This window comes from Streptosporangium heterodermiicola (genome assembly GCF_051390675.1).
In the GTDB taxonomy this organism is placed as follows: domain Bacteria; phylum Actinomycetota; class Actinomycetes; order Streptosporangiales; family Streptosporangiaceae; genus Streptosporangium.
In genome coordinates, this window is record NZ_JBPJSR010000026.1 from 74,480 (window position 1) to 99,796 (window position 25,317).

20 protein-coding genes are annotated in these 25,317 nt (G+C 71.4%); 11 read left to right on the plus strand and 9 right to left on the minus strand.

The window, feature by feature from the left end; translation table 11 throughout:
- Positions 1–54 precede the first annotated feature (54 nt).
- The 7 genes from ACSC1Q_RS36980 to ACSC1Q_RS37010 all read right to left on the minus strand — a co-directional run bounded on the left by ACSC1Q_RS36980 (position 55) and on the right by ACSC1Q_RS37010 (position 10,664).
- On the minus strand, positions 55–1,086 hold the full coding sequence (locus ACSC1Q_RS36980; protein ID WP_436763377.1) for an ABC transporter ATP-binding protein: 1,032 nt from the start codon (positions 1,084–1,086) through the stop codon (positions 55–57).
- Entirely contained in the window at positions 1,083–1,817 is a 735-nt protein-coding gene (locus ACSC1Q_RS36985; RefSeq protein ID WP_436763407.1) for an ABC transporter permease, read from the minus strand. Before ACSC1Q_RS36985 ends, ACSC1Q_RS36980 begins: the two co-directional genes overlap by 4 nt.
- A gap of 76 nt (positions 1,818–1,893) precedes the next feature.
- Complete coding sequence (locus ACSC1Q_RS36990; RefSeq protein ID WP_436763378.1) at positions 1,894–2,301, minus strand: TOBE domain-containing protein; 408 nt, start codon at positions 2,299–2,301, stop codon at positions 1,894–1,896.
- Between the two features lie 190 nt (positions 2,302–2,491).
- Positions 2,492–3,439: an SMP-30/gluconolactonase/LRE family protein gene (locus ACSC1Q_RS36995; RefSeq protein ID WP_436763379.1), complete on the minus strand. Its 948-nt coding sequence runs from the start codon at positions 3,437–3,439 to the stop codon at positions 2,492–2,494.
- A 261-nt stretch (positions 3,440–3,700) separates the two neighbouring features.
- Positions 3,701–5,002, minus strand: coding sequence for a ThuA domain-containing protein (locus tag ACSC1Q_RS37000; protein WP_436763380.1), 1,302 nt, complete (start codon positions 5,000–5,002; stop codon positions 3,701–3,703).
- 152 nt (positions 5,003–5,154) lie between these two features.
- Entirely contained in the window at positions 5,155–7,341 is a 2,187-nt protein-coding gene (gene recD2 / locus ACSC1Q_RS37005; RefSeq protein ID WP_436763381.1) for an SF1B family DNA helicase RecD2, read from the minus strand.
- 1,133 nt (positions 7,342–8,474) lie between these two features.
- Positions 8,475–10,664, minus strand: a complete 2,190-nt coding sequence (locus ACSC1Q_RS37010; RefSeq protein WP_436763382.1) for a WD40 repeat domain-containing serine/threonine protein kinase — start codon at positions 10,662–10,664, stop codon at positions 8,475–8,477.
- A gap of 369 nt (positions 10,665–11,033) precedes the next feature.
- Between ACSC1Q_RS37010 and ACSC1Q_RS37015 the strand changes: the two genes are divergently transcribed.
- Positions 11,034–12,032, plus strand: coding sequence for an MBL fold metallo-hydrolase (locus tag ACSC1Q_RS37015; protein ID WP_436763383.1), 999 nt, complete (start codon positions 11,034–11,036; stop codon positions 12,030–12,032).
- Complete coding sequence (locus ACSC1Q_RS37020) at positions 12,029–13,246, plus strand: CaiB/BaiF CoA transferase family protein (RefSeq protein ID WP_436763384.1); 1,218 nt, start codon at positions 12,029–12,031, stop codon at positions 13,244–13,246. Before ACSC1Q_RS37015 ends, ACSC1Q_RS37020 begins: the two co-directional genes overlap by 4 nt.
- On the opposite strand, the gene ACSC1Q_RS37025 is transcribed toward ACSC1Q_RS37020, so the two are convergent.
- Entirely contained in the window at positions 13,207–13,920 is a 714-nt protein-coding gene (locus ACSC1Q_RS37025) for a GntR family transcriptional regulator (RefSeq protein WP_436763385.1), read from the minus strand. The genes ACSC1Q_RS37020 and ACSC1Q_RS37025 overlap by 40 nt on opposite strands.
- A complete protein-coding gene (locus tag ACSC1Q_RS37030) occupies positions 13,920–14,792 on the minus strand; it encodes an alpha/beta fold hydrolase (protein ID WP_436763386.1) in 873 nt (290 codons plus the stop codon). Before ACSC1Q_RS37030 ends, ACSC1Q_RS37025 begins: the two co-directional genes overlap by 1 nt.
- Positions 14,793–14,853: 61 nt before the next feature.
- On the opposite strand from ACSC1Q_RS37030, the gene ACSC1Q_RS37035 reads away from it, so the two are divergent.
- The 9 genes from ACSC1Q_RS37035 (at position 14,854) to ACSC1Q_RS37075 (ending at position 25,263) form a co-directional block, all read left to right on the plus strand.
- Entirely contained in the window at positions 14,854–15,723 is an 870-nt protein-coding gene (locus ACSC1Q_RS37035) for an ABC transporter ATP-binding protein (RefSeq protein ID WP_436763387.1), read from the plus strand.
- A gap of 54 nt (positions 15,724–15,777) precedes the next feature.
- A complete protein-coding gene (locus ACSC1Q_RS37040; protein WP_436763388.1) occupies positions 15,778–16,785 on the plus strand; it encodes an ABC transporter substrate-binding protein in 1,008 nt (335 codons plus the stop codon).
- Positions 16,769–17,578 (plus strand): ABC transporter permease, encoded by an 810-nt coding sequence (locus tag ACSC1Q_RS37045; RefSeq protein ID WP_436763389.1) that lies wholly within the window; start codon positions 16,769–16,771, stop codon positions 17,576–17,578. Before ACSC1Q_RS37040 ends, ACSC1Q_RS37045 begins: the two co-directional genes overlap by 17 nt.
- Entirely contained in the window at positions 17,575–18,375 is an 801-nt protein-coding gene (locus ACSC1Q_RS37050) for an ABC transporter permease (protein ID WP_436763390.1), read from the plus strand. Before ACSC1Q_RS37045 ends, ACSC1Q_RS37050 begins: the two co-directional genes overlap by 4 nt.
- Before the next feature lie 32 nt (positions 18,376–18,407).
- Positions 18,408–20,111 (plus strand): CocE/NonD family hydrolase, encoded by a 1,704-nt coding sequence (locus ACSC1Q_RS37055; RefSeq protein ID WP_436763391.1) that lies wholly within the window; start codon positions 18,408–18,410, stop codon positions 20,109–20,111.
- A 49-nt stretch (positions 20,112–20,160) separates the two neighbouring features.
- Positions 20,161–20,961, plus strand: coding sequence for an HpcH/HpaI aldolase/citrate lyase family protein (locus tag ACSC1Q_RS37060; protein ID WP_436763392.1), 801 nt, complete (start codon positions 20,161–20,163; stop codon positions 20,959–20,961).
- A gap of 163 nt (positions 20,962–21,124) precedes the next feature.
- The gene (locus ACSC1Q_RS37065) at positions 21,125–22,291 is read left to right on the plus strand and encodes a LacI family DNA-binding transcriptional regulator (protein WP_436763393.1); all 1,167 of its coding nucleotides are present in this window, start codon (positions 21,125–21,127) and stop codon (positions 22,289–22,291) included.
- Positions 22,292–22,557: 266 nt separating this feature from the next.
- The gene (locus tag ACSC1Q_RS37070) at positions 22,558–24,444 is read left to right on the plus strand and encodes a ricin-type beta-trefoil lectin domain protein (RefSeq protein WP_436763394.1); all 1,887 of its coding nucleotides are present in this window, start codon (positions 22,558–22,560) and stop codon (positions 24,442–24,444) included.
- 348 nt (positions 24,445–24,792) lie between these two features.
- Positions 24,793–25,263: a hypothetical protein gene (locus ACSC1Q_RS37075; RefSeq protein ID WP_436763395.1), complete on the plus strand. Its 471-nt coding sequence runs from the start codon at positions 24,793–24,795 to the stop codon at positions 25,261–25,263.
- Positions 25,264–25,317: the final 54 nt, after the last annotated feature.

Here is a 25,317-nt window from a genome sequence, read left to right on the forward strand (position 1 = left end):
ACGGGCGGGCGGCGTCACGGGGACCCGAGCCGGGTGGGCACGGGTCGCGAGAGCTCAGGCCGGGTAGGCGTGGGTCTCGGTGGCCTTGACGGCCGCCCAGATCCGCTGGCCCGGGGTGAGGTCGAGGTCCGCGACGGCGGCGGGGGTGACGTCGGCCGAGGCGGTGATCGGCCCCTCCAGGTGGATGCGGACGTTGTCGCCGTGCCGCTCGATGCCCTCGATCGTGGCCTCCCAGAGGTTGCGCGGGGTGCCGTCCGGGCGGGTCCGGTAGAGCGCGACCGCGCTGGGCCTGAAGGCGACGAACGCGGGACCGTCCAGATGCTCGGCGACGCTGAAGCCCACCTCGCCGACGGTGACCCGCCGTCCCGTGGCGAGACCCCGGTAGAGGTTGAGGCCGACCAGGCGGGCGACGTAGTCGGTGCGCGGGCGGCGGGCGACCTCCGCTGGGGTGCCGCGCTGCACGACGGAGCCGTTCTCGATGACGACCAGCTGGTCGGCGAGCACCATGGCGTCCAGCGGATCGTGGGTGACCAGGACGGTCGCGCCGCCGAAGTCGGCCAGGTGGCGGCGGAGCTGGGAACGGATCTCCAGGCGGGTGTGGGCGTCGAGGGCGGCCAGCGGCTCGTCCAGCAGCAGCAGGCGGGGTCCCACGGCGAGGGCGCGGGCCAGGGCGACGCGCTGGGCCTGGCCGCCCGACAGCTGCCGGGGTCTCGCCGCGACGTACCCGGCCAGGCCGACGCGCTCCAGCCACGCGGCGGCACCGCGCCGCGCCTCCGCCTTGGAGGCACCTCGGCAGCGAGGCCCGAAGGCGACGTTGTCCAGCGCCGACAGGTGCGGGAAGAGCAGGTAGTCCTGGAAGACCATGCCGATCGGGCGACGTTCAGACGCCATGGTGTGCAGCGCCTCGCCGTCCAGGAGGATCCGCCCTCCGGACAGGGCGGTGAGCCCGGCCAGCGCGCGCAGCGCGGTGGTCTTGCCCGCGCCGTTGGGGCCGAGGAGGGCGACGACCTGCCCGGCGGCGACCTCCAGTTCGATGTCCAGGTGGAAGCGGGGCCGGGTGACGACGAGGTGGGCGTCCAGGGTCACGGGCCGCTCACCCACCGGTCGCGCAGGCTGGCCAGGATGATCACCGAGACGGCGAGCAGGACGAGGCTGAGCACGATCGCGGCCTCCGGCTCGGTCTCCAGGGCGAGATACACGGCCAGCGGCATGGTCTGGGTCTGGCCGGGGAAGTTCCCGGCGAAGGTGATGGTGGCCCCGAACTCGCCCAGCGCGCGGGCCCAGCACAGCACGGCGCCCGCGACGATGCCGGGGGCGATCAGCGGCAGGGTGACGCGGCGGAAGATGGTCCAGCGAGAGGCGCCCAGCGTCGCGGCGGCCTCCTCGAAGCGCAGGTCGGCGGCGCGCAGCGCGCCCTCGACGCTGATGACCAGGAACGGCATGGCGACGAACGTCTCCGCGACGACGACTCCGGCCGTGGTGAACGGCAGGGTGACACCGAAGGTGGTGTCGAGCCACTGGCCGACCAGGCCGCGCCGCCCCAGGACGAGCAGCAGGGCGACCCCGCCGACCACCGGGGGCAGCACGAGGGGGACGGTGACCAGCGCCCGCACCAGGCGGCGGCCGGGAAAGGCGACGCGGGCCAGCAGCCACGCCAGCGGTACGCCGAGCAGCAGGCACACCAGCGTGGCCACGGTCGCGGTCACCAGCGACAGGCGCAGCGCCTCCAGCACCCGCGGCTCGCCGAGCCTCTCGGCCAGGGTGGACCAGGGGGCGCGGACGAGCAGCCCGGCCAGCGGCAGTGTCAGGAAGAGCATCCCCGCCACGGCGGGCAGCACCAGCACCCAGGGCAGGCGACCCGCCACCCCACCGGACGGACCGCTCACGGTGTCGTCAACTCGTCGTACGGGCGTGGTCGGCGATCTCCACGACCACGTTGGTGGACTTGATCACGGCGACCGCCATCACCCCCACCTCCAGGCCCATCTCGTCGGCGGCCTGGCGGCTCATCAGCGACACCACCCGGTACGGTCCCGCGGCGATCTCCACCTGGGCCATCACCGCGTCCTTGATCACTTCGGTCACGATCCCGCGAAGGCGGTTCCTGGCCGAGGAGTGGCCCGTACCGTTCTCGGACTCGATCCGGGCGCGCGCGAACGCCGCCAGATCGGCGCCCTCCACCATCCGGTGGCCGTGCTCGTCCCGCCGGGCCGCGAGCCGCCCGGCGTCCACCCACCGGCGGACCGTGTCGGGGCTCACCCCGAGCAGCGCGGCGGCCTCGCTGATCCGAAACGTCGTCACGAACAATCACCATACCTTCGCGTATTCACACCCATGTGTCTCTCCCCCATGGCAGTCGCGTCGCGATCCGCCACCCCGCCACCGCTCCTGCGAGCCCGAACGGCCTGGAGGACCCTTTCCCTCCACCGATGGCACGCTCACCCCGACACACCGGGACGGGGAACGCCGTCGCGGCGCGAGCCCCGGAGCGTCAGGGAGCGGGAACGCCCTTCCCGGGGACGGGACCGGACCAGTAAGGGGTGGGAAGCCCGCGCGTGCCGACGTCCGCGAGGAAGACGCGACCGGCGTCCGGGTGGCGCGCGGTCTCCTCCCGCGTCATCCCCGTCCGGGCCGACGTGACGAGCAGCGTGTCGAGCCGCGTGCCCACGAAGGCGACGCTCGTCACGTTGGGGGCCGCGACCTCCACGGTCGCGAGGTGCTCACCCCCGGGCGAGTGGCACCGCACCTGGGCGGCGCCCCACAGCGCGATCCACAGGTTGCCGTCGGCGTCGACGCACATCCCGTCCGGCGTACCGTCGGGGACCTCCAGCAGCACGCGGCGCTCACCGTACGCGCCGGTGACGGCGTCGTAGGCCCTCGCCCAGATCGTTCCCGGGACGCTGTCGACGCTGTACATCGTCGACAGGTCCGGGGACCAGGCGAGACCGTTGGAGAGTCCGAGGTCGGCGTCGATGGTCGTGACGGTCCCGTCCGCCTCGTGGCGGTACAGGCACTCCTGGCCGTGCCGGTCGTCGAGGGCGAGGCTCCCCACGAGGAAGCGTCCGGCGGGGTCGCAGGCCCCGTCGTTGAGGCGGCTGTCCTTCCCGTCGGGGACCAGGTCGACGAGGTACGCGTGCCCGCCCCCTGCTCCATCCCCTGGTGACGGCTCCCCGCCCTCCACGGTGAGCAGTCCCTTCCGCCCCGCGACGAGCAGCCTGCCGTCCCGGTCGCACACGACGGCGCCGACGGTCTCGCCGAACTCGTGCCTGCGGTCCACGCGAACGGAGTCACGGACGAGCCGTCCCTCAAGGACCTGACCGGCGTCGATGTCCACCCACAGGAGGCGCTCCCTCGCGGCGTCCCACACGGGCCCCTCGCCCAGCAGGTACGTGTCCGCGCTCGCGGCCCGCGCCTCGAAGCGCCGCACCTCCCGGCTCACGACGCGCCCCCGACGCTCTTCCGCACGGGCCGCACGACTCGCGCAGCCCGCCCGGCTCGGACGGTGGGGCGGGACGGCACGGCCGGGCGGTCGCCGTTCCCGGGGTGCGCGGGTTCTTGGAGTCGCATGAGACCCACAGTGTTCCAGAAGGCGGGATCCCGCGGAGACGTCCACCCCGCCGAGCGCGTGCTCGCCGCGTAACCGCGGATGCCCGCCCCTTCCCGGTCGTGGGAAGGGGCGGGCGTACGAACCGCCGGGAGACTACGGCTGCTGGGTGATCCGGAACGACTGGGCGGCGCCGCCGTTACAGGTGTTCTGCGCCAGCTGGACGCTGTCGGCCGTCGAGGAGCCCGGCACGCTCAGGCACTTGCCGCTGAGACGGCTGACGAAGTGGAAGTAGCCGCCGCCCTCGGACACCGCCTGCCACTGCTGGTTGTTGCCGCCACCGTACGCCCACAGTTGCAGGAGGGCGCCGTCGGCGCTGGAGACGTTGGTCACGTCGACGACCTGGGCGCCGTTGAGGCGGATGTTGAGCCGCGCGAAGCCGCCGCTGGTCGGCTGGACCTGGAACTGCTGGGCGAGGGTGCCGTTGCAGGTGTACTGCTGGATCGCGGTGCCGTTCGCCGAGGCGGCCGCGCGGGCGTCCACGCACTTGCCGCTGGCGCGGCTGGCGAGGCTGTACCACGCGGTCGGCGAGATGGTGTCCGTCGGAGGCGGGGTGCTCCCGCCGCCCAGCCACAGCAGGCCGTCGATGACGAACCGGTTCTGCACCTCGCTGGCGAACGTGGACGACAGCGGGGTGTTGTTGCTGTAGTTCATGGCGTTGTGGCCGAAGTTCGCGTACAGCATCTTGTAGTTGCGGTTGGTCCACATGAGCGGGTAGTAGCCGCTGTACCAGGTCTGGTTGGGGTCCGTGCCGACCGGGAAGCTCGACTGGTCGATGGACCCGAGGATCCTGATGTTCGCGTTGTTCCTCAGGTCGTTGGTCCAGCTGTACCACTCGCTGACCGACGAGGTGAAGGTGGCGGGCAGCCGCGCCGTGGAGGGGTGCGCCCCGCCCTCCGTGCGCATGACCACCGAGGTGGGCCCCCAGGTGTTGGACCGGAACGCGCCGGTGCCGAGGAGTTCGTTGTGGTACCACGACCAGCTCGCCGCGTTGGTGTTGAACGCGCTCACGTGGAAGCCCATCCACGCCCCGCCGTTACGCATGTACTGCTCGAACGCCGATCGCTGGGCGGCGGTCTGCGGCAGGTCGTCCAGGAAGAGCACCACCTGGTACTGCTGGAGGTTGCTCGCGTTCAGCTGGCTCCAGTTGTTGGTCGCCGTGTAGGTGAAGTTGTTCTGCGCGGCGATCTGCGGGAACCAGCGGTTGGCCTCCTGGACGAAGTTGATGTGGGCCGCGTCCCACGTCCCGTTGTAGAAGGCGATCACCTTGAAGCTCGGGGCGATCGACGCCCGCGCGTTCCCCCCGCCCGGAAGGGTGGTGAGGCCGAGCGCGAGAGCGAGCACGGCGAGTAGCCGCACCCACGTCCGCGTCGAGTTGACCATGTTTTCCCTGGTCATGCGTGTTTCCTCTGTCTCGCGACGAACTGACGAACGACAAAGGCGAAGCCCGCCCCGCCCACGGGCATAACGGAGACCGGCGTTACCAACAACTTCGGCAAGCCGAGGACGGTTCTTGTCTAACTTAATTCAAGTTATGTGAAGAAAAAATGTCAAGAAGATCGCGAAGCCGGGAACACGCGCGGGGGGGCGGCCTCGTAGTGAAGGTCCCCGCCGAGGCTCAGCGCGAGCCTGCGGGCGAGTCCCGTGTTGCGGCGGTGGTCCAGCCTGCTGACGGCCATCTCCAGAGCCTTGCGCTCGCCGACGACGACCACCCACGACCTCGCCCGGGTGAGCAGGGTGTAGAGCAGCTTGCGGCGCAGCATGACACCCCCGGACTCGGTGACGAGCGGCGCGACCACGAAGGGGTACTCGCTGCCCTGCGAGCGGTGGACGCTGATGGCGTACGTGTGGGTCAGCTCGTCGAGCTCGCCGAAGCCGTACTTCACCGTCTGCCCGTCGTCGGTGCGGATCTCGACGAGCCGCTCCTCGGCGGTGATGGCGGTGACCGTACCGGTGTCGCCGTTGAAGACGCCCTTGTCGTAGTTGTTGCGGATCGGCATGACACGGTCGCCGACCCGGAAGGCGGAGGCGCCCGACCAGTGCTCGGCGACCCCCTCGCGGGCCGGGTTGAGCCGTTCCTGGATCATGCGGCCGAGCTCGGCGGTCCCCGTCAGGCCCTTGCGCATCGGGCACAGGACCTGGACCTGGTCCGGGCTCACCCCCTGCTTGCGCGGGATCGCCACCGTCGCCAGGTGCATCACCCGCTCGGCGACCCGCTCGGGATCGTCGACCTCCTCGAACCAGAAGCCTCCCCCGCCGGGGAGCGCGGGCACCTCGCCCGCCCTGACCCGGCGGGCGGCCCGGATGATGCCGCTGCCCTCCGCCTGGCGGAAGACCTTGGTCAGGCGCATCCGCGCGATCGCCTCGACCCGCAGCAGGTCGGCCAGCACGCTGCCCGGTGCGATGCTGGGGAGCTGGTCGCTGTCGCCCACGATCAGCAGGTGGCTGCCTGGCGGGATGGCCGCGGTGAGCCGGGTGGCCAGGTTCAGGTCCAGCATGGACGCCTCGTCGACCACGATCAGGTCGGCCTGCGCGGGCATCTGCTCGAACAACGTGCCGCTGTCGGGATCGGGCTGGTGGGCCAGCATCCGGTGCACGGTCATCGCGGGCAGGCCGGTGAGCTCCGACAGGCGCTTGGCCGCCTTGCCGGTCGGCGCCGTGAGGGTCACCGTGCCGCCCATCGCCCGTACGGTCGCCGCGACGGTCTTGACGGTGTGGCTCTTCCCGCACCCCGGACCGCCGGTGAGGATGGACACGGTGCTGGTCAGCGCCATGTTCACCGCCGCCCGCTGGTCCTCGTCCAGCCCGGGGTCCTCCTGGAACGTCCGCATGGGCAGCGTCGAGGCCGCCTCCCAGAGCCTGGTCAGCTGGGCGGTCAGTGTGAGCTCCCGGCTGTGCGTCTCCTTCAGGTAGACCACGGCCGCCCCCTGGCCGTCCGGCGACGCCTCGACGACCACGCGGCGGTCGGCGACGAGGGCGTCGACCATCCGCCCGACGAGTTCGTGGTCCTGCTCGACCAGCTCCGCGGACTGGGCGATGAGCGCGATCAGCCGTACGTAACAGTGCCCGTCGCGGCTCGCCGCCGTCTCCAGCCTGTCCAGGATCGCCGCCTTCACCCGCTGCGGGCTGTGCTCGGCGACCCCCGACCGCAGCGCGATCCTGTCGGCGGTGGCGAACGCGATGCCCCTGACCTTGCCGATGAGCCGGTACGGGTCGGAGGTGAGGACGTCCCCGGAGTCGGCCCCGAAGACCTGGTAGACCTTCGCCGCGAGCAGCGGGCTGATCCCGAAGCCCTGCAGGACCACCATGAGCTCGGCGATCGCCTTCTGCTCCTCCCACGCGTCGGCGATCTGGGCCTGCCGCGCGGGACCGATGTTGACGACCTCGGTGAGCCGTCCGGGTTCGGTGTCGATGACCGTCAGCGTCGCCTCGCCGAAGTGGCTCACGATGGCGTGGGCGAGCCTCGGCCCGATGCCGCGGATCAGGCCGGAGCCCAGGTAGATGCGGATGGCCCGGACCGTGGCCGGTACCAGCCGCTCGCACGCGACGACCTCGAAGCGCCTGCCGTGACGCGGGTGCTCGCCCCACTCGCCGACGAGCCTGAGCGTCTCCCCCGGCTGGACCCCGCCCAGGGCCCGGCCGGAGGCGACGAAGCCGGGCACGCCCTCGGCGCTCATCCGCGCGATCGTGTACTCGTCCTCGCGGACGTACACCAGCTGCTCGACAGATGCCTCCACGGCAGAAAGCAACCCCTCCGTACTGGCCTCACCTCATCCTTCGCACATCAGACCAGCTCAACCGGTGTCCCCACAAGCCGTGACGGCTCGCCCGCCCCCCGGGCCGCCGTGGCGTCCCGGGGGGCGGTGGGCGGTGCCGGGCACGCCGGGGTCGATGGAGGTGACGGACGGGCGGTCACGCGCCCGGCCCGGACGGTCGCTCCCGCCGTCGGAGGTCAGGAACCGCCGGTGGAGGCGATTCCCGGCTGGCTCGCGACCCGCCAGCCGGGCAGGGGCCTGGGGCCAGGCCCGGGAGGCCGCGGCCCGGGGTACGGAGGACGCACACCGGGATACGGCGGTCGCGGACCCGGGTACGGAGGACGCACGCCGGGGTACGGGGGCTGCCAGCCCGGGTACGGAGGACGCCACCCCGGGTACGGAGGCTGCCAGCCCGGGTAGCCGCTCGGGTACGGAGGACGCCAGCCCGGATAGGGAGGGCGCCAGCCGGGATACGGCGGCCGCCAGCCCGGGTACGGCGGATCCCACTGCCCCGGGTAACCGCCCGGGTAGCCACCGGGGTATCCACCCGGATAGCCGCCCGGGTAACCCGACGCGGGCACGCAGTCGTACTGCGGGCACGGTGTGGTGAAGCACTGCTTGGGCGAGGGGACGCAGACGCGGCCCGGACCACAGTTGACCGCAGCGCACGGCGAGCCGGGACTGCACGTACCGGCCGTTCGCGCGGCGGTGTTGACCTGCTCGGCCGCCGCGACCGACGGCGCCCCGTCCGCCCAGGCCGTGGTCGTGATAGCCGGTGATCCCGCCGCGATGACCGCGGCCAGGACCAGTTTTCGAAGCATTTTTCCCCCAGATGTCATGATCGGTTCTGACTCTCCGACGATGCTTGCACCGGGCGTTCCTGCTAACGGCAAACTGGATCCCAGCAAGTCGGATGGCTTGTCGGGAGTCGGTCGGCGACGCTGTCCGAGCGCCGGCGGATGCTTCACGATCTGGGCGGTCTCGCGTGTCTGGTCGATGGCGCGTGTCTGGTCGATGGCGCGATGGACCGCCTACGGGTCCGGCTCGACACCCGGGGCGGTCATGCCGTGAGCCGCCGCCTTCGGGGACCTGACGACACCCGGTGATGACAGCTCTCAGGATCTCGGCGAGGGCAGGGGCGGGCCGAGGCTCCACACCCGGATCGTCTCGTCCCTGCTGCCGGTGACCGCGACGGGCAGCCCACCGGGCCGGCCGAAGGCCACTGTCCATACGCAGTCGGTGTGGCCGGAGAGAGGTCCGCCGAGTTGCCTTCGCGTACGGAGGTCCCAGACGCGGGCGGTTCTGTCCTCGCTACCGGTGATGGCGACGGCTTTTCCGTCGACCTCGCCGAGCGCCACCGACCAGACCCAGCCGGTGTGGCCGGTCAAGGGAGCACCGAGCTGCCTCCCGGCGGTGAGATCCCAGACGCGGGCGGTCCTGTCCTCGCCGCCGGTGACGGCGACGGGTTTCCCGTCGAGCAGGCCGAGCGCCACCGACCGGACCCAGCCGGTGTGGCCGGTCAGGGAGGGACCGCGTTGCCTCCTCGTGGTGAGATCCCAGACGCGGACGGTGCCGTCGTCGCCGGTGGTGACCGCGATCGGCGAGCCGTCGAGCTCGCCGATGGCCACCGCCCACACCGTGCCCCTGTGTCCGGCGAGGGGAGCGCCGGACTCCTGGCCGGTACGAAGGTCCCACACCCGTGCGCGCTCGTCGGCACCGCCGGTTATCGCGATGGGGACACCGTCCAGCTCGCCCACGGCCACCGCCTTGACGTCACCGGTGTGCCCGGCGAGGACGGGACCGATCCGCCGGCCGGTCTCCGAATTCCAGACCCTGGCGGTGTCGTCGTCGCTGCCGGTCACCGCGATGGGTACGCCGTCGAGACGGCCGACCGCGACCGCCCGTACCCATCCCGTGTGCCCGGACAGGGTCGCACCGCGCTGCTCACCGGTGGCGAGGTCCAGCACGCGGGCGCTCTCGTCGTCGGATCCGCTCACGACCACGGGAGCGCCGTCGAGCACGTCGACCGCCACCGACCGTACGTCGTTGGAGTGGGCGGTCATCGGCTCGCCGACCGGGGCACCGAACGGTACCGAGGGCGGCGGGGCGACGCTCGGCGTACCCGGTGTACCCGTCCCGCCTGTGCCCGGCGTTCCCGGCGTGCCGGTGAGGGTGGTGGTCGTCCGGGAGGGGTCCGCGCCGAGGCCGTCCGTACCCGGCCAGAACCGCACGGTCAGCACTCCCGCCACCAGGACGGCCGCCAGCCCGGCCGCGACCAGCGCGCGGCGCGGGACCGTGCGCGTACCCGGTACGGGCAGGGCCTCGGTCGCACGGCCGAGACCGGCCGGGGCGGTGGGGCCGTCATCCCCCGGCCCCGGGCTGAGGCTCGGGGCTGGGCTCGACCCCAGGTCCAGCTGCGGCCTCGGGCTCGGGTTCGGGCCTGGGTGCGAGCTTGGGCTCGGGCTTGAGTTCGGGTGCGGGCTTGGGTTCGGGTGCGGGCGGTCGTCGCCGGTCAGGGTGCGGACCAGGGCAGCCGCGGCAGGGCGGCCGGCGGGGTCCTTGGCCAGGCATGCCGACACCAGGAACCGTAGTCCTTCCGGCAGGCCGGAGAGGTCCGCGGTGCCGTGCATGATCGCGTACAGCATCGCGGGGACCGAGGCGCCGGGAAAGGCCGGTCGGCCCGTGGCCGCGTAGACCATCGTGGCGGCCCAGCTGAACACGTCCGCCGCGGGACCGACCGGCCCCGCACCGATCTGCTCCGGTGCCATGTAGCCGGGCGTACCCATCGCCCCGGTTTGCGTGGCGGTGTTGTCGAGGGCGCGCGATATCCCGAAGTCGATGACCACCGGGCCTTCCGGGCCCATGATGACGTTGCTCGGCTTGAAGTCGCGGTGCACGATCCCGGCCCGGTGGATCGCGGCCAGCGCGGTCGCCGTGGCGACCGCGAGCCGCTCCAGCCCGCCGCCCGCCCGAGGGCCGTCCTGGCGCACGACCTGCTGCAGTGACGCCCCGGCGACGAACTCACTCACGATGTACGGCCGCTCGCCGTGGAGTCCCATGTCGAGCACCCGCGCCGTACAGAAAGGGGCGACCCGCCGGGCCAGCTCGACCTCGCGGAAGAACCGGCGGCGAGCGTCGGGATCCCCGGAGAACCGGGCGTGCAGCACCTTGACCGCGACGTCGGCACCCGACGGGGTCACCGCCCGGTAGACCTCGCCCTGGCCGCCGTGCCCGATCCGGGCGGTCAGCCGGTAGTCGCCCACCTGCCCGAGGTCGCCCGGTTCGCGTGGCTCGGTACGAGGCAATGCCCACCTCTTCCCAAGACCGGGCCAAACGCGGTTCCGTCAACGACTCAATGATGAAGCCGCGGGACCGAGGGCCGTGAGATCGCGGACCGTCAATTCACCCACCGGCAATCTCCTGTCCTCCCGCGGTTTCCCACCTGCCGGAATCCCGGGCCCGAGCCCCGGACACCGGAGTGTCCCGGATGGCACGGCACGGTTCGCCACCGGCGTCGTCCCCTCCCCGCCTTCATCGCTGTCGTGATCGGCTCCGCGCGGTGACCTGCCTGCTCACATCAATCCGACATATAAAACACGATCTTATATATGATGCATTATCTGCTTGTTTAATGTAATGTACCCCCCTGGTTGCACAAAGGAAGGAGCTGCCTCGTGTTCCAGGCCGAGTCCGTCACGATCACGGTCCTCGTGGAGAACTGGGTGGACATGCTGCTGCCGGATCAGGCGAGTCCACTGGGGTCCGACGACCACTGCGTCAGCCGTTACGGGCTGATCGAGCACTTCGACGGGAAGCGCGTCCCGCCGCAGGCCGAGAACGGGATCAGTCTTCTGGTCGAGGCCACCCGTGGCAGGCACGTCCTGCGGGTGCTGTTCGACGTGGGCCTGACCGGAACCGTGCTCGAACACAACATGAGGGTGCTCGGCGTCGACCCGTCCGGCATGGACCACGTGGTCATCAGCCACGGTCACCCCGACCACTTCGGGGGCGTCCACCGGTTCCTGGGGCTGGCCGGGCGCCGGATCCCGGTCGCCACGCACCACGACGCCGAGCTGCCGCGCTACGCGGTGATGGGCGACGGGCGGACGTCCTCGGTCTACAACTCCGCGTTCACCTTCGAGCAGGTGGAGGCGTCCGGCGGGGCGCCCGTCCTGACGAGGGACCCGCTGGATCTGGGCTGGGGGGTGTGGACGACCGGTGAGATCCCGCGCGACGTGCCGTTCGAGTCGGTCTCCCAGCCGTTCGAGCGCGGAGCGCCCGGCCTGTACCAGGTGTCGCGGGAGGGTGACCTGCGCCGGGACGAGGTGATCGACGAGATGGGACTCGTCATCGACGTCAAGGGCGAGGGCCTGGTCGTGCTGACGGGATGCGCGCACGCGGGGGTGGTCAACACCATCGAGCAGGCCCGGCGGGTCTGCGGCGACAGGCCGATCAGGGCGGTCATCGGCGGGTTCCACCTCGGATTCCCGACGACTCCCGCGGAGAACGTCGAGCGTACGGCGAACGCCTTCCGGGACCTCGACGTCGCCACGGTCGTGCCCATGCACTGCAGCGGGCTGCGTTCGCACGCGCACATGTCGGCGTCGCTGAGCGACCGTTACGTGCAGCCCGCCGTCGGCACGGTGTTCCGTTTCGGCGGAGGTGCGCGGTGACCGACGACCTTCGAGGCGTGCGCGTGGTCGCCGTGGAACAGGCGGTCGCCGTCCCGCTGTGCTCCCGTCACCTCGCCGACCTGGGGGCCGACGTCATCAAGGTGGAACGGCTCAGCGGCGACTTCGCCCGCGACTACGACGACTTCGTCCAGGGGCACTCCAGCCATTTCGTCTGGCTGAACCGAGGTAAGCGAAGCGTCGCCCTGGACCTCAAGACGTCCGAGGGAAAGCGGCTGCTGGGAGAGCTGCTGCGGTCCGCGGACGTGCTGGTGTGCAACCTGGCGCCCGGCGCCTTCGAGCGGATCTTCACCGACGACGACCTCGTCGAGCTCAACCCGCGGCTCATCCGGTGCTTCCTGTCCGGCTACGGCACGCAGGGGCCCTACGCCCACCGCAAGGCGTACGACATGCTCATCCAGGGGGAGGCGGGCACGGTCACGGCGACCGGCACACCGGCGCAGCCCGCCAAGCCCGGGGTGTCCCTGGCGGACCTGGCCGGTGGCACCTACGCCCTCGCCGCCGTCAACGCCGCGCTCTACGCGCGGGAACGCTCCGGCGTCGGCAGGCGCATCGACGTCGCCATGTTCGACGTGCTCCTCGAATGGATGAGCCCCCTGCTCCTCGCCCAGTCGCACGCGGGCACGGCACCGCAGCCGGCGGGCCTCAGCCACGCGAGCATCGCCCCGTACGGCCCCTACCTGTCCGGCGACGGGGACCAGGTGCTCATCGCCGTACAGAACGAGGGACAGTGGCGACGCCTGTGCATGGGGGTGATCGAGGATCCGATCCTCGCGACCGATCCGGACTTCGCCTCGAACGGCGACCGCCTGCGCAACCGGGAGCGGCTGGAACCCCTGATCCAGGCGGCGCTGCGCGCGCTGTCGACGGAGACGCTGGTCTCCAGGCTCGACCTGGCGGACGTGCCGCACGCCAGGCTGAACGGCCTGCCCGAGGTTCTCGCGCATCCGCAGGCGCACGCCACGGGCCGGTGGTCGTCGGCCACCCTGCCCGACGGCGGGACGGCGACGGTGGTGACCTCGCCGTTCCATCCCGCGCACGTCGAGGAGGAGGAGCGGGCCGTACCCGCTCTCGGGGAGCACACGGTGGAGGTGCTCCGCGAGCTCGGCCTGCCCGACGCCGAGATCGACGGCCTGCTCGCCGCCGGCGTCTGCCGTCAGTCGTTGTCGATCTCGAAGGGATCGGTGACCTCGTAGCCGGTGAGATGGCGGGCCAGCGCGAGGAAGCTGCTCGCCAGATGCTCCTCCGTCGCGCGGGCGAGCGCGTCGGGGTCGCCGTCCTGGGCGGCCTTGAGGATCGCCCGGTGCTCCTGCGACACCTCGTCGGCGCGGTGGGCGATCACCTGGAGCACGTCCCACGGGAACTGCTGCCACAGGAGCGCCACCTCCTCGGTGAGCCCCTCGTTGCCGGTCCTGTCGTAGAACAGGAAGTGGAACCTCCGGTTCTTCTCGTTCAGCGTCGCCCGGTCGCCCTCGGCCGCGACGCGTTCCATGTCGTCCACGAGCCGCTGCGCGAGGTCGAGGTCCTTGGGGGAGAGCCGCCGGGCGGCCCGGCGCATGGCGTACGGCTCGACCAGCCTTCTCAGCAGGTAGACCGTCTTGACCCTCTCGTAGTCGGCGTCCGCGACACGGACTCCCCTGTGTGGCTCGCTGACCAGCATTCCCTCCGCCTCCAGCAGCCGCAGCGCCTCGCGTACGGGGGTGATGCTGGTCTTGAAGCGAGCGGCGATCACGTCCTGCCTGATCCTGCTGCCACGCGCCAGCTCGCCTTCCGCGATCATGCGGCGCAGCTCCGCGACGATGCGGTCGCGCTTGGTACGCGGGCTGTCGGCGGATCCACTTGACGAGGGGGACGAAGGCGGCTTGGCCATCAAGTTCCTTCCTGCGAGAGGACGGGCTCAGCAGGGGAGCCTGGACTGAGAGTGCCCGGCACGGCCGTTCGCTCCTCGACGACCCGATGAAAGGCGTCCATCAGCTCACGGAAACCTCGGGGATCGTCCACGTACGCGATGTGACCGGCTCCGGGAAGACCAATGTAGTCGGCACCGAGACGAGTCGCGAGTGCTCGCGCCGCCTGCTCGGTCACCCGGATGTCGTGTTCCCCGCGCAGCACCCGGCACGGCACCGGGCCCGGCGAAACAGGCGTCTCCCACACCAGCGCCGCCTCCAGGGAGCCGAGGAACGCCTCAGGCCGCATGCCCGTCATCGACGCGGTCAGCTCCGCCGGGCCGCTGTCACCGCCGGAGCCGGAGCCGCTGCCGGAACCACCGTTGGAGCCGCTGCCGGAGCCGCCGTCGGGACCGCTGCCGGAGCCGCTGTCGGGACCGGTGCCGGTCACCAGCGTGGCGGCCAGGTAGTCGGCCGCGAACCCGGCCATTCCCTTCGTACGCAGCGCGTCGGCCGTGGCGCGCAGACGGCCGGGATCCCCGCCGGGCGGGAACCCGGCGAGCAGCAGGGAGACCAGGCGGTGCGGCGCGTCGGCGAGGACCCGCAGCGCGACGAGGGCTCCCAGACCCGAGCCGACGAGATGCACGGGTGCCGGACCGCACTCGTCCAGCGCCGCGTGAACCGAGGTGACGGCGGTGGCCAGGTCGAAGGGGTCCTCCCCGTGCGCGCCGTGGCCGGGCAGGTCGACCGCGAGGAAGCGCGCGGGATCGGCCCCCGCGTCCACGACCGGCGCCCACGTGCGCGCGTTGCCTCCGAGAGTGTGCAGGAGTAGAACACGGTTGGACAGATCATGCATTATTAATCTCCATGACACATTACTCTTGTACAGAAGGCATCATCATGCAACAGTATGGCCCATGTCACTGCTCGACAGGCTCAGGGATTCCTCCCGCCCTTCCCGCACCTTGACCACCGCTCCCACCTCGGGAAGCGCGTCGGTGGACATCGACGGCGTCACCATGCGCTTCGGGGACCGCAACGCGGCCGAGGACATCCACGTCGAGGTCAGACCCGGTGAGATCGTCTCGATCGTCGGGCCCTCGGGATGCGGCAAGACGACGCTGCTGCGCGCGGTGGCCGGGCTCATCTCACCGGCCGAGGGACACGTACGCGTCGGCGGGGAGACCGTGAGCACGACCCCAGACGGCGTCGCCATGGTCTTCCAGCACTTCGGCCTGTTCCCGTGGAAGACGGCCGAGGCCAACGTCGCCTACCCGTTGCGCCTGCGCGGCCTGCCCAGGGAGGAGATCCTCTCCCGCACGCGCGAGCTGATCGAGATGGTGGGCCTCTCCGGTTTCGAGAAGTCCTACCCCCACCAGCTCTCCGGCGGCATGCAGCAGCGGGCCGGCCTGGCCCGCGCCCTCGCGGTGCGCCCCCGCGTGCTGCTCATGGACGAGCCGTTCGGCGCCCTGGACGCCCAGACCGCCGAGGTCCTGCGGTTCGAGCTGCTCCGGATGTGGGAGGAGCACCCGATCACGATGCTGTTCGTCACGCACTCCATCGACGAGGCCGTGCTCTTCGGCGACCGGGTCGTCGTGCTGAAGGGCCGTCCGGGCCGGGTGCACGAGGTGATCGACGTCGCCCTGCCCCGGCCGCGCGACAGAGCGGTCGCGATGTCGGAGGAGTTCGTCGCCCTGCGTGAACGTGTCTGGTCCCTGGTGATGTCCCAGGACGTCCCCGGTGATGTCCCGGCACGCCGGCCGGACCAGGTGAAACCCATCCAGTAAGTGGCAGACCCTCCGGCAGGGGTGGTCGCGATCCCAAGAGGACAGCAAGTGCAAATGATCAAACGCATCGGAGGAGCCGTCCTGGCCCTCGTTTCGCTGTCGGCCCTCGGCACCGCCTGCGGTGGCGACTCACCGGCCGCCGGCGGTACGCCCACCATCACGATGGGCATCCCCGGTATCCCCCCGGTCTTCGTCAACCTGATGGCCTACGTGGCCGAGGAGAAGGGCTACTTCACGGCGAACGGGGTGAAGGTGACACTGCGCCCGCTGCCCACCGGGGCGGACGTGGGACGTGCCATCCAGAGCCGCGAACTCGACGGCGGGGTCGTGGGCACCTCGGGAGCGGTCGCGCTGCGGGCCTCCGGCGGCTCGGTCGTGGCCATCCTGGGCAACGAGAACCCGTCGTACCTGATCGCCTCCTCCAACGCGGCGGTGAAGGATTGCGCCGCCCTGAAGGGGAGGACGATCGCGGTGGACGGCGTCGGCGCCCCCAAGGCGCTGAGCGTGGGCACGATGCTGGCCTCCTGCGGGCTCACCGTCAAGGACGTCAAGCTGGTGAACGTGGGCGGGCCGCAGAGCGTCGACGCGATGATCGCCGGACAGGTCGACACCGCCGTCCTGCACCCGGACGAGCTGGCCGCCGTGCAGCAGTCGAAGGAGACCCACGAGGTGGTCGCGCTGGCCAAGGTCGACCCGAAGTCGCACTACACCATGCTCGTCACCCGCGAGGACGAGCTGAAGGACGGCGGCAAGCGGCCCGCCTGGGTCGAGACCGTGGCGGCCCTGCACAAGGCGATCACATACATCAACGACCCGGCGAACGCCGACGACGTGACGGCGATCGCCGCACGGATGACGAAGCGAAGCCCGGAGATCTCCAAGGTGGCCCTGGGCGACTACGTGAAGCTCGGCTTCTGGCCCACCGACGTCGGCCTCACCCGCGAGCGCGTCGACAAGGCGATCGAGGACCAGGTGAAGGCCGGGAACGTTCCAGCTGACAAGACCCCCAAGTACGACCAGTTCGTCGACGCCACGGTGTTCCGCGATGCGCTCGCCAAGTGACCCCGCCTCCGGGGGGCCCGGGGGGACCGGGGTTTCCGGAGCCCGGCTGAGGGGTGCGGGGATCTCGCTGATCGGGCTGCTCGCCGGGCTGCTGGTCTGGCAGGTGCTCGGTCGGCGCGATCCGGTGCTGCTGGCGACACCGGTCCGCTCCTTCGAGTCGCTCGTCGCCATGACCCGCGACGGCACGCTCCCCGAGGCGCTCGCCGACACGGGGGCGCTGTTCCTGGCCGGGCTCGTCGCCGCCGTCGTGGGCGGGGTTGGCTACGGGCTCGTCCTCTCCCGGTCCAGGCGGCTCCGCACCAGCACTCAGTGGCTGGTCTTCGCGGTGCAGTCGGTGCCCATCGTGGCGCTCGCGCCGCTCATCCTGGCGGCGTTCGGCTTCGGCTTCGGGGCGAAGGCGCTGGTCGTGTTCCTGAGCGCGGTCTTCCCCGTCCTGATCAACACGGCCGAGGGCGCCCGGCACACCCCCGTCACGCTGCTGGAGGTCGCCCGCGTCCACCGCAGCGGCGAATGGGCCCTCTGGCGCGACGTCCTGCTGCCACACGCGATGCCGTACGCCATGAGCGGCATCAGGCAGGGGATCGCGATGGCCTTCGTCGGCACGTTCATCGCCGAGTTCTTCCTTGAGGCGACCGGGATCGGCGGGCTCCTGCTCGGGGCCAGCTCGCGCTTCGACTCCGCCACCGTACTGGGACTCACCGTGCTGGTGTCGGTGCTGGCGGCGATGCTCATGGCGTTCGGGCAGGTCCTGGAACGGGCGTTCGCCCCGTGGCGCGAGGGGAGCACCGAGTGAGCACCATACCTGACACCACCGCACCGGCCGTCTCCTCCGGCGGGCCGTCGCGTGACGTCACCGGCAGGCTCGTGGCCGCGGCGGTGGTCCTGCTCGTGTGGCAGGTCGCCGGTACGGCCTGGCTGCCCGACTACCTGCCCACCCCCCTCGGCGTCCTCGGGCAGGCGATCCCGACCCTGACCTCGGCGACCTTCCTCGGCGCGGTGTGGGAGACCGTCTCGGCCGTGGTCCTCGGCCTGCTCCTCGGCTGCGTCCCGGGGATCGTGGCCGGTCTGCTCATCGGGCGGGTGGCCTGGCTGCGCCACCTGAGCACGCCGTACATCAGCGGCCTGTACGCGATGCCGATGCTGGCGATCGTCCCGATGGCGACCATCTGGTTCGGCTACAACGACGTGACCCGTCTCATCGTCGTCGCGCTGTCGGCCTTCCTGCCCTGTGCCGTGAGCACCGCCGACGGGGCGCGGGCCCTGCCCGGCAACCTGGCGGACGTCGCGCGGGTGCTCAACGTGCCACGGCGCCGGTTCGTCACGGACTTCGTCCTGCCGTCGGCGCTGCCGTTCGCGGTGGCGGGCGTGCACGTGGCCGTCGGCCGGGCGCTGGTCGGGGCGGCGGCCGTCGAGTTCCTCGCGAACCTGGACGGCCTGGGCACGTTCATCCTCACCAACGCCCGGTCCTTCGCCCAGGACCAGGCTTTCGTCGGCGTGGCCGTTCTCGCCCTCCTCGGCGTCCTCTCCCGCGCCGGGACGGAGCGCCTCGTACGGCGGGCGGCTCCGTGGCGGCACACGGGCCGCGAGTGAACCCCTCACACGTACAGACAGGAGTTTGTGGCATGTTGGTCGAATGGGACGTCCCGATCGAGGTCGACGACGGGATCGTGCTCCGCGCGGACGTCTTCCGGCCGGAGGCGGAGGGCCGCTACCCCGTCATCCTCACCTACGGCCCGTACGCCAAGGGCCTGTCGTTCCAGGAGGGCTACCCGAGCGCCTGGGAGAAGATGGCGGAGGACCACCCCGACGCGGTCGGCGGATCGACCAACCGGTACCAGAACTGGGAGGTCGTCGACCCGGAGAAGTGGGTGCCCGACGGTTACGTCTGCGTCCGCGTCGACTCCCGTGGCGCGGGCCGCTCCCCCGGCGTGATCGACGTCTTCTCCCCGCGCGAGGTCCAGGACCACGTCCTCTGCGTCGAGTGGGCGGGCGAGCAGGAGTGGAGCAACGGCAAGGTCGGGCTCTGCGGCATCTCCTACTTCGCCATCAACCAGTGGCTCGTCGCCGCGCGCCGACCGGCCCACCTCGCCGCCGTCTGCGTGTGGGAGGGGGCGGCCGACTGGTACCGCGACTCCACCTACCACGGGGGCATCCGGACCACGTTCTGGGACCACTGGTACGACATGCAGGTGAGGTCCGTCCAGCACGGCCTCGGGGACGCCGGTCCGCGCAACCCGAACACCGGGGTGAACGTCTGCGGGGACGAGAACCTGGGCGAGGAGGAACGGGCGTCGAACCGCGTAGACCTCGGCGCGTCGATCCGCGAGCACCCCCTGGACGACGGCTACCACCGGGACCGCTCGCCGGACTGGGACAAGGTGACCGTCCCGGTCCTGTCCGCGGGGAACTGGGGAGGCCAGGGGCTGCACCTCCGGGGCAACACCCACGGCTACCTCCGCGCGGCGTCGCCGGAGAAGTGGCTGGAGATGCACGGCGACACGCACTGGTCGCTGTTCTACGCCGACTATGGCGTCGACCTGCAGAAGCGCTTCTTCGGTCATTTCCTGAAAAATGAGGACACGGGGTGGAAGGAGCAGCCGCCGGTGCAGCTCCAGATCCGCCACGTGGACAGCACGTTCACGCTGCGCCACGAGGAGGCGTGGCCGATTCCCCGTACCCGCTGGACCTCCCTCTATCTCGACGCCGCGCACGGGTCGCTCACCCCCGAGCCTCCCGCGACGCCGGGCAGCGTCGGCTACGACGGCATGGGGGACGGGGTCGTGTTCGAGACCCCGCCGCTGCCCGCCGACACGGAGATCACCGGCCCCCTGTCGGCCAAGCTGTTCGTCGAGTCCTCGACCGCCGACGCCGACCTGTTCCTCGTCGTACGGGTGTTCTCGCCGGACGGCACCGAGGTGACCTTCCAGGGCGCCCTCGACCCGAACACCCCGGTGGCGCAGGGATGGCTGCGCGCCTCACATCGCAAGCTGGACGACGGGCTCTCCCGGCCGTACCAGCCGTACCACACGCACGACGATCCCTCTCCCCTGGTGCCCGGCTCGGTGTACGAGCTCGACGTCGAGATCCTGCCGACCTGTCTCGTGGTGCCCGAGGGCTACCGGATAGCGCTCGCCGTACGGGGCCGTGACTACGTCCACGACGGGCCCGCCACCCGCCTGTCCAACCTGAAGAACCAGATGACCGGGTGCGGCCCGTTCGTCCACGACGACCCCCGGGACCGTCCGGCCGAGGTGTTCGGCGGCCGGATCACCCTCCACACCGGCGGTGACCGCGCCTCGCGGCTCCTGCTGCCGGAGATCCCGTAGTGCCGCGCGTCGAGGCGTTCGCGCTGCCCGCCGAACCGGGAGGGCGCCGGTGAACCGGGACGCGCTGGCCCGCACGCGGGTGCTGCTCTTCGTACCCGGCCATCGCCCCGAGCGGTTCGGGAAGGCGGCGCGGGCCGCCGGTGACGCGATCGTCCTCGACCTTGAGGACGCCGTCGCCCCCGAGGACAAGGACACCGCGCGCGGCAACGTCAGCCGGTGGCTGGAGTCCGGCGGGGTGGGGGTCGTACGGATCAACGGGCGGGGGACCCCGTGGCACGACGCCGACGTCGAGCTGGTCGGCCGGTACGACCGCGCCGTCATGCTCCCCAAGGCGGAGAGCCCCGAGGACATCGCCGCCCTGGCCGACCGGCTGCCTCGCGGCAACGGCGTCGTCCCGCTGGTGGAGACCGCCACCGGCGTCCTCGGGGCGAGAGGGGTGTGCGCGGCCCCGGGGGTGGTACGGCCCGCCTTCGGCGGCGTGGACCTCGCCGCCCAGCTGGGCGTCGACCCCGGGGACCGCACCGCGCTGCTGCACGCCCGTTCGGCGCTCGTCCTCGCCGCCGCGTCGGCGGGCGTGGCCGCGCCCCTGGACGGCGTCACCACGAACGTCGAGGATCACGCCGTCGCGGTGACCGACGCGGAACACGCGGCCCGCCTGGGGTTCACCGGCAAGCTGTGCGTACACCCCCGGCAGGTCGAGCCGGTGCGCGCGGCGTTCGCGCCGTCGGCCGAGGCCCTGCGATGGGCCGAGGCGGTGGTGGCCACCGCCGGTGGCGGGGTGGGCACCCTGGACGGGCAAATGATCGACAAGCCCGTCGTCGAACGGGCCCGCAGGCTGCTCGACGGGTAAGGCCGTCGATCGGACCCCGCAGGACCCCGCAGGACCCGCGGGCCGCCCACCGCCAAGCAGATCTTCTCGGACCCGCAAGCCGCCCACCAAGCAGGTCTTCCCGGACCCGCAAGCCGCCCACCGCCAAGCAGGTCTTCCCGGACCCGCGGACACCACTCGACGGATGAGAAGACCGCCGAACGGCCCCGGCCGCTCGGTGGACAAGGCCGTCGAACGCGGGCCCCTCGTCCTCGGACTCCTCGCGGCCGCCTCCTGCCAGTGCTGGTTATGCTGGCGGCAGGGACACGGCTATCAGGGGGCGCACATGGCTCGGCCCGGGACGCGCGCGACCGTGCGCGACGTCGCGGCGGAGACGGGCCTGTCGATCGCCACCGTCTCGCGGGTCCTGAACGGGCAGGCCAACGTCGCCCCGCGCACCCGTGAGCTGGTGCTGCGGGCCATCGGCCGCCTCGGGGACCAGGCGCCCCGGCCGCGCGCCGGGCAGGAGACGACGATCGGCGGCACCATCTACGTGCGCTGCCCCTACCTGCTGACCGACTATTTCGGGCTCATCGTCTCCTCGGTCGGCGAGACCATCGAGCTGCACGGCGGCCAGATGGTCCTGAGCACCGGGGAGGCCGCCCAGCGCACCCCCGCGATCGCAGGCCTGCCCGACCGCCCCGGCATCGCGGGCGCGATCCTGATCCTCCCCCCGGAGCCGGGCGACGAGCTCGTACGGCTTCGCGACCGGCGGTTCCCCTTCGTGGTGATCGACCCCAGGACGCCCCCTCCCAAGGACATCGTGGCGGTGTCGGCCGCGCACTTCGCGGGCGCGCGCAAGCTGATGGCGCACGTGGTCGGGCTCGGTCACCGCCGGGTCGGCATCGTCGGCGGCCCGGTGAAGTGGCTGCCCAGCGAGGCCAGGCTGGCGGGATACACCGCGTCGCTGGCCGACGTCGGCGTCCTGCCGTCGGCCGAGCTGCTGCGCAGCGTGCGCGAACCCAACTCGGAGAACGGCTACCGCGCGGCCTGCGAGCTGCTGGACCTGCCCGAGCGGCCGACCGCGCTGGTCGCGTTCAACGACAAGATGGCGGTCGGCGCGCTGTGGGCGGCGGCCGAGCGCGGCCTGAGCGTCCCCGGTGACCTGTCGGTCGCGGGTTTCGACGACCTCGACCTCGGCCGGGCGACCCTGCCGACGCTGACCACGGTGCGCCAGCCCCTGCAGGAGATGGGCCGGATGGCGGTCACGCTGCTGATGCGGCTGCTCAGCCGGCACACGCTGGAGGCCCTGCACGTCTCCCTGGGGACCGATCTGATCGTCCGCGGCTCCACCGGCCCTGTCTCCCACTGAGGGCGTTCGTTTCATTTGTTTCATTGACGGCAGGCGTTCCGGCCGCCGTACGAAACCCATCGATCCTGCGGGTTTCCAGACCTTGACAACCGATTTCCACGTGTGTTGTCCTGTCCTGCAACAGGAAAGTTTCTTATCTGTTACATCGGTTACAGCGACGGTTCCCGGGACGACGCGTGTGTCCTGATGCGAACGGCCCCGGGCGTCGCGGGCCCGATCGCACCCCCGATCGCCCCCGATCGCACCCCCCGAAAGGACCTCCTGCCGTGTTCCGACCACCTCGCCGGGCCCTCACCCTCGCCCTGGCCTGCGCCGCCGCCCTGTGGGCGACGGGACCCGTCGCCGCCACCCCCGCCCTGGCCGCCAACGAGCCCGTGAACATCTGGCTCACCACCACGTCCGACGCGGGCGGCCGGACCGTCACGCGGGGTCTCCAGCAGCAGTCCCCCATCGCCTTCGGCCCGGCCGGGGGCAGCGCCAACCACACCATCACCGTGAACGAGGGCACCACCTACCAGCAGTTCGAGGGCGGCGGAGCCTCGATCACCGACACCACCGCCCACCTGCTGCGCGGCGGCGCGATCAGCGCGGCCACCCGCGACGCCGTGATGCGCAGGCTCTTCCACCCCACCGACGGCATCGGCCTGTCGTTCGTGCGCAACCCGATCGGCGCCTCCGACCTCTCCCGGCCCGGCCACGTCTCGCTCGACGACACCTGCTGCGACCTCAACGACTTCGGCGCCAACGGGTACGACACCAACGTGCGCCTGCTCACCCAGCAGGCCAAGTCGCTCAACCCGGCACTGCGCGTCAAGGGCGTGCCGTGGAGCGCCCCCGGCTGGATGAAGGACAACGGCCGGATGGACCAGATGGGCTGGCTCAAGTGGGAGCACTACCCCACATATGCCCAGTACCTGGTGAAGTACGTCCAGAGCTACCAGAACGCCGGTGTCCCGGTCGACTACATCTCGGTGCAGAACGAGCCCAACTGCTGCCAGGCGGGCAACCCGACCGCGGCGAACTATCCCAGCATGAGCTGGAACTCCTCCGGGCTGGCCGAGTTCACCAAGAACCACGTCTACCCGGCCTTCCGCGCCGCCGGAATCACGACCAAGGTCCTCGTCCACGACTGGAACTACGGCGACTACGCCGCCATGGGTGCGGGCGTGCTGAACGACGCGGCCGTGCGCAACGACCCCCTGTTCGGCGGCATCGCCTGGCACGGCTACGCCGGTGACCCGGCGGTCGGCACCCAGATCCACAACCAGTACCCGGCCGTACGCCAGTTCAGCACCGAGCACTCGGGCGGCACCTGGATCGGCAACCAGCACAACGAGGACCTCGCCGACATCGTCAACTACGCCCGCAACTGGAGCGGCAGCCTCGTCAAGTGGAGCCTCGCGCTCAACCAGAGCATGGGCCCGCACAACGGCGGCTGCGACGTCTGCACCGGTCTGATCACCGTCCAGGAGGGCGGCTCCCGCGCCGGCCAGGTCGACAACACCATCGAGTACTACACGACCGGCCACCTCACGAAGTTCGTCAGGCCCGGCGCGTTCCGGATCGACTCCACCGCCAACGCCACGATCCAGAACGTCGCCTGGCGCAACTCCGACGGCTCCAAGGCCCTGATCGCGCACAACCGCGGCACCTCGGCCCAGTCCGTCCGGGTCAACTGGGGCGGCCAGTCCTTCACCTACTCCCTGCCGGCCCGCACCACCGCCACCTTCACCTGGTCCGGCACGCCGAGCGGCAACCCCGGCAACCCCGGTGGCGGCGCCATCACCGGCCTGGCCGGCAAGTGCGTGGACGTCGCGGGCGCGAGCAGCGCCGACGGCGCCGCCGTCCAGCTCTACACCTGCAACGGCACCACCGCCCAGCAGTGGACCCGCCCCGGCGACGGCACGCTCCGCGTGCTCGGCAAGTGCCTGGACGTCGTCGGCAACGGCACGGCCAACGGCAGCCAGCTCCAGCTGTGGACGTGCTTCGGGGGTCCCAACCAGCAGTGGACCTACAACCCCGCCACCAGGGACCTGGTGAACCCCGCCGCGAACAAGTGCGTGGACGTCACGGGCAACACCAGCGCCGACGGCACCCGCCTCCAGCTGTGGACGTGCACCGGCGCCGCGAACCAGAAGTGGACGGTGTCCTGACCTTCCCGACCTTCTCGGTCTTCTCGGTCTTCTCGGCCTGACCTGGCCTTCCTGAGCGGGACACGGGCGCGAACCCTCCCGGGGGTTCGCGCCCGTGGCTTTTCCGGGTCCCCGGCTTCTCCGGGCGCCGAATGCCCGGCTCGCGGCATGCTCGCCATGGCCCGTCACACCGTCCCCCAGCCTCCTCCGGACGCCCGGACGCCCGGACGCCCGGATGCCCGGCTCGCGGCGTTCTCGCCATAGTCAGTCGACGCCGTCCCCCCGGCCGCGACCGGTGGCCCGCGACCCTTGGCGTCAACTTTAAGCATCATGGCGATTACCCACAGTGATTACGGTGCATGAGGTCCCATGCAAATCAACCCTCAGCACTCACGGGAGCACCCCATGCACACCCGCACCACCGCGACGGCGCTGGCCGCCCTCGGCCTTCTCACCGCGCTGACCACCGTCGGCGCGACCGCCACCGCCGCGACCGCCTCCACCGCCCCGGCCCCCTGCGCGCAGGAATACCTCGCGATGCTGAACGCCGAGGACGCCCTCGCCAACGTCGACTCCCTCCCGGAGGTCAAGGCCGCCCACGCCGCCCTGGTGAAGGCCGGCAACACCGCGAACGTCGACCAGCTCTCCCAGAAGGCGGCGCTGCAGCAGCTCGGTGTCAAGGCACCGGCGCTGGACCCCGCCGCGAAGAAGATGGTGGACGCCTACAACGCCGCCGGAGCCAAGTACGTGCAGGTGCGCGACGCGGCTCTCCTGAAGATCGCGCCGCAGCGGCAGAGCTCCAGGGCCACGCTCAAGCAGTGCCTCATCTCCAACTCGTGACCCCGGGCGTGTGACACGGGCCGGAGTCCCCGGCACCGGGGCGGCACGCCTCCC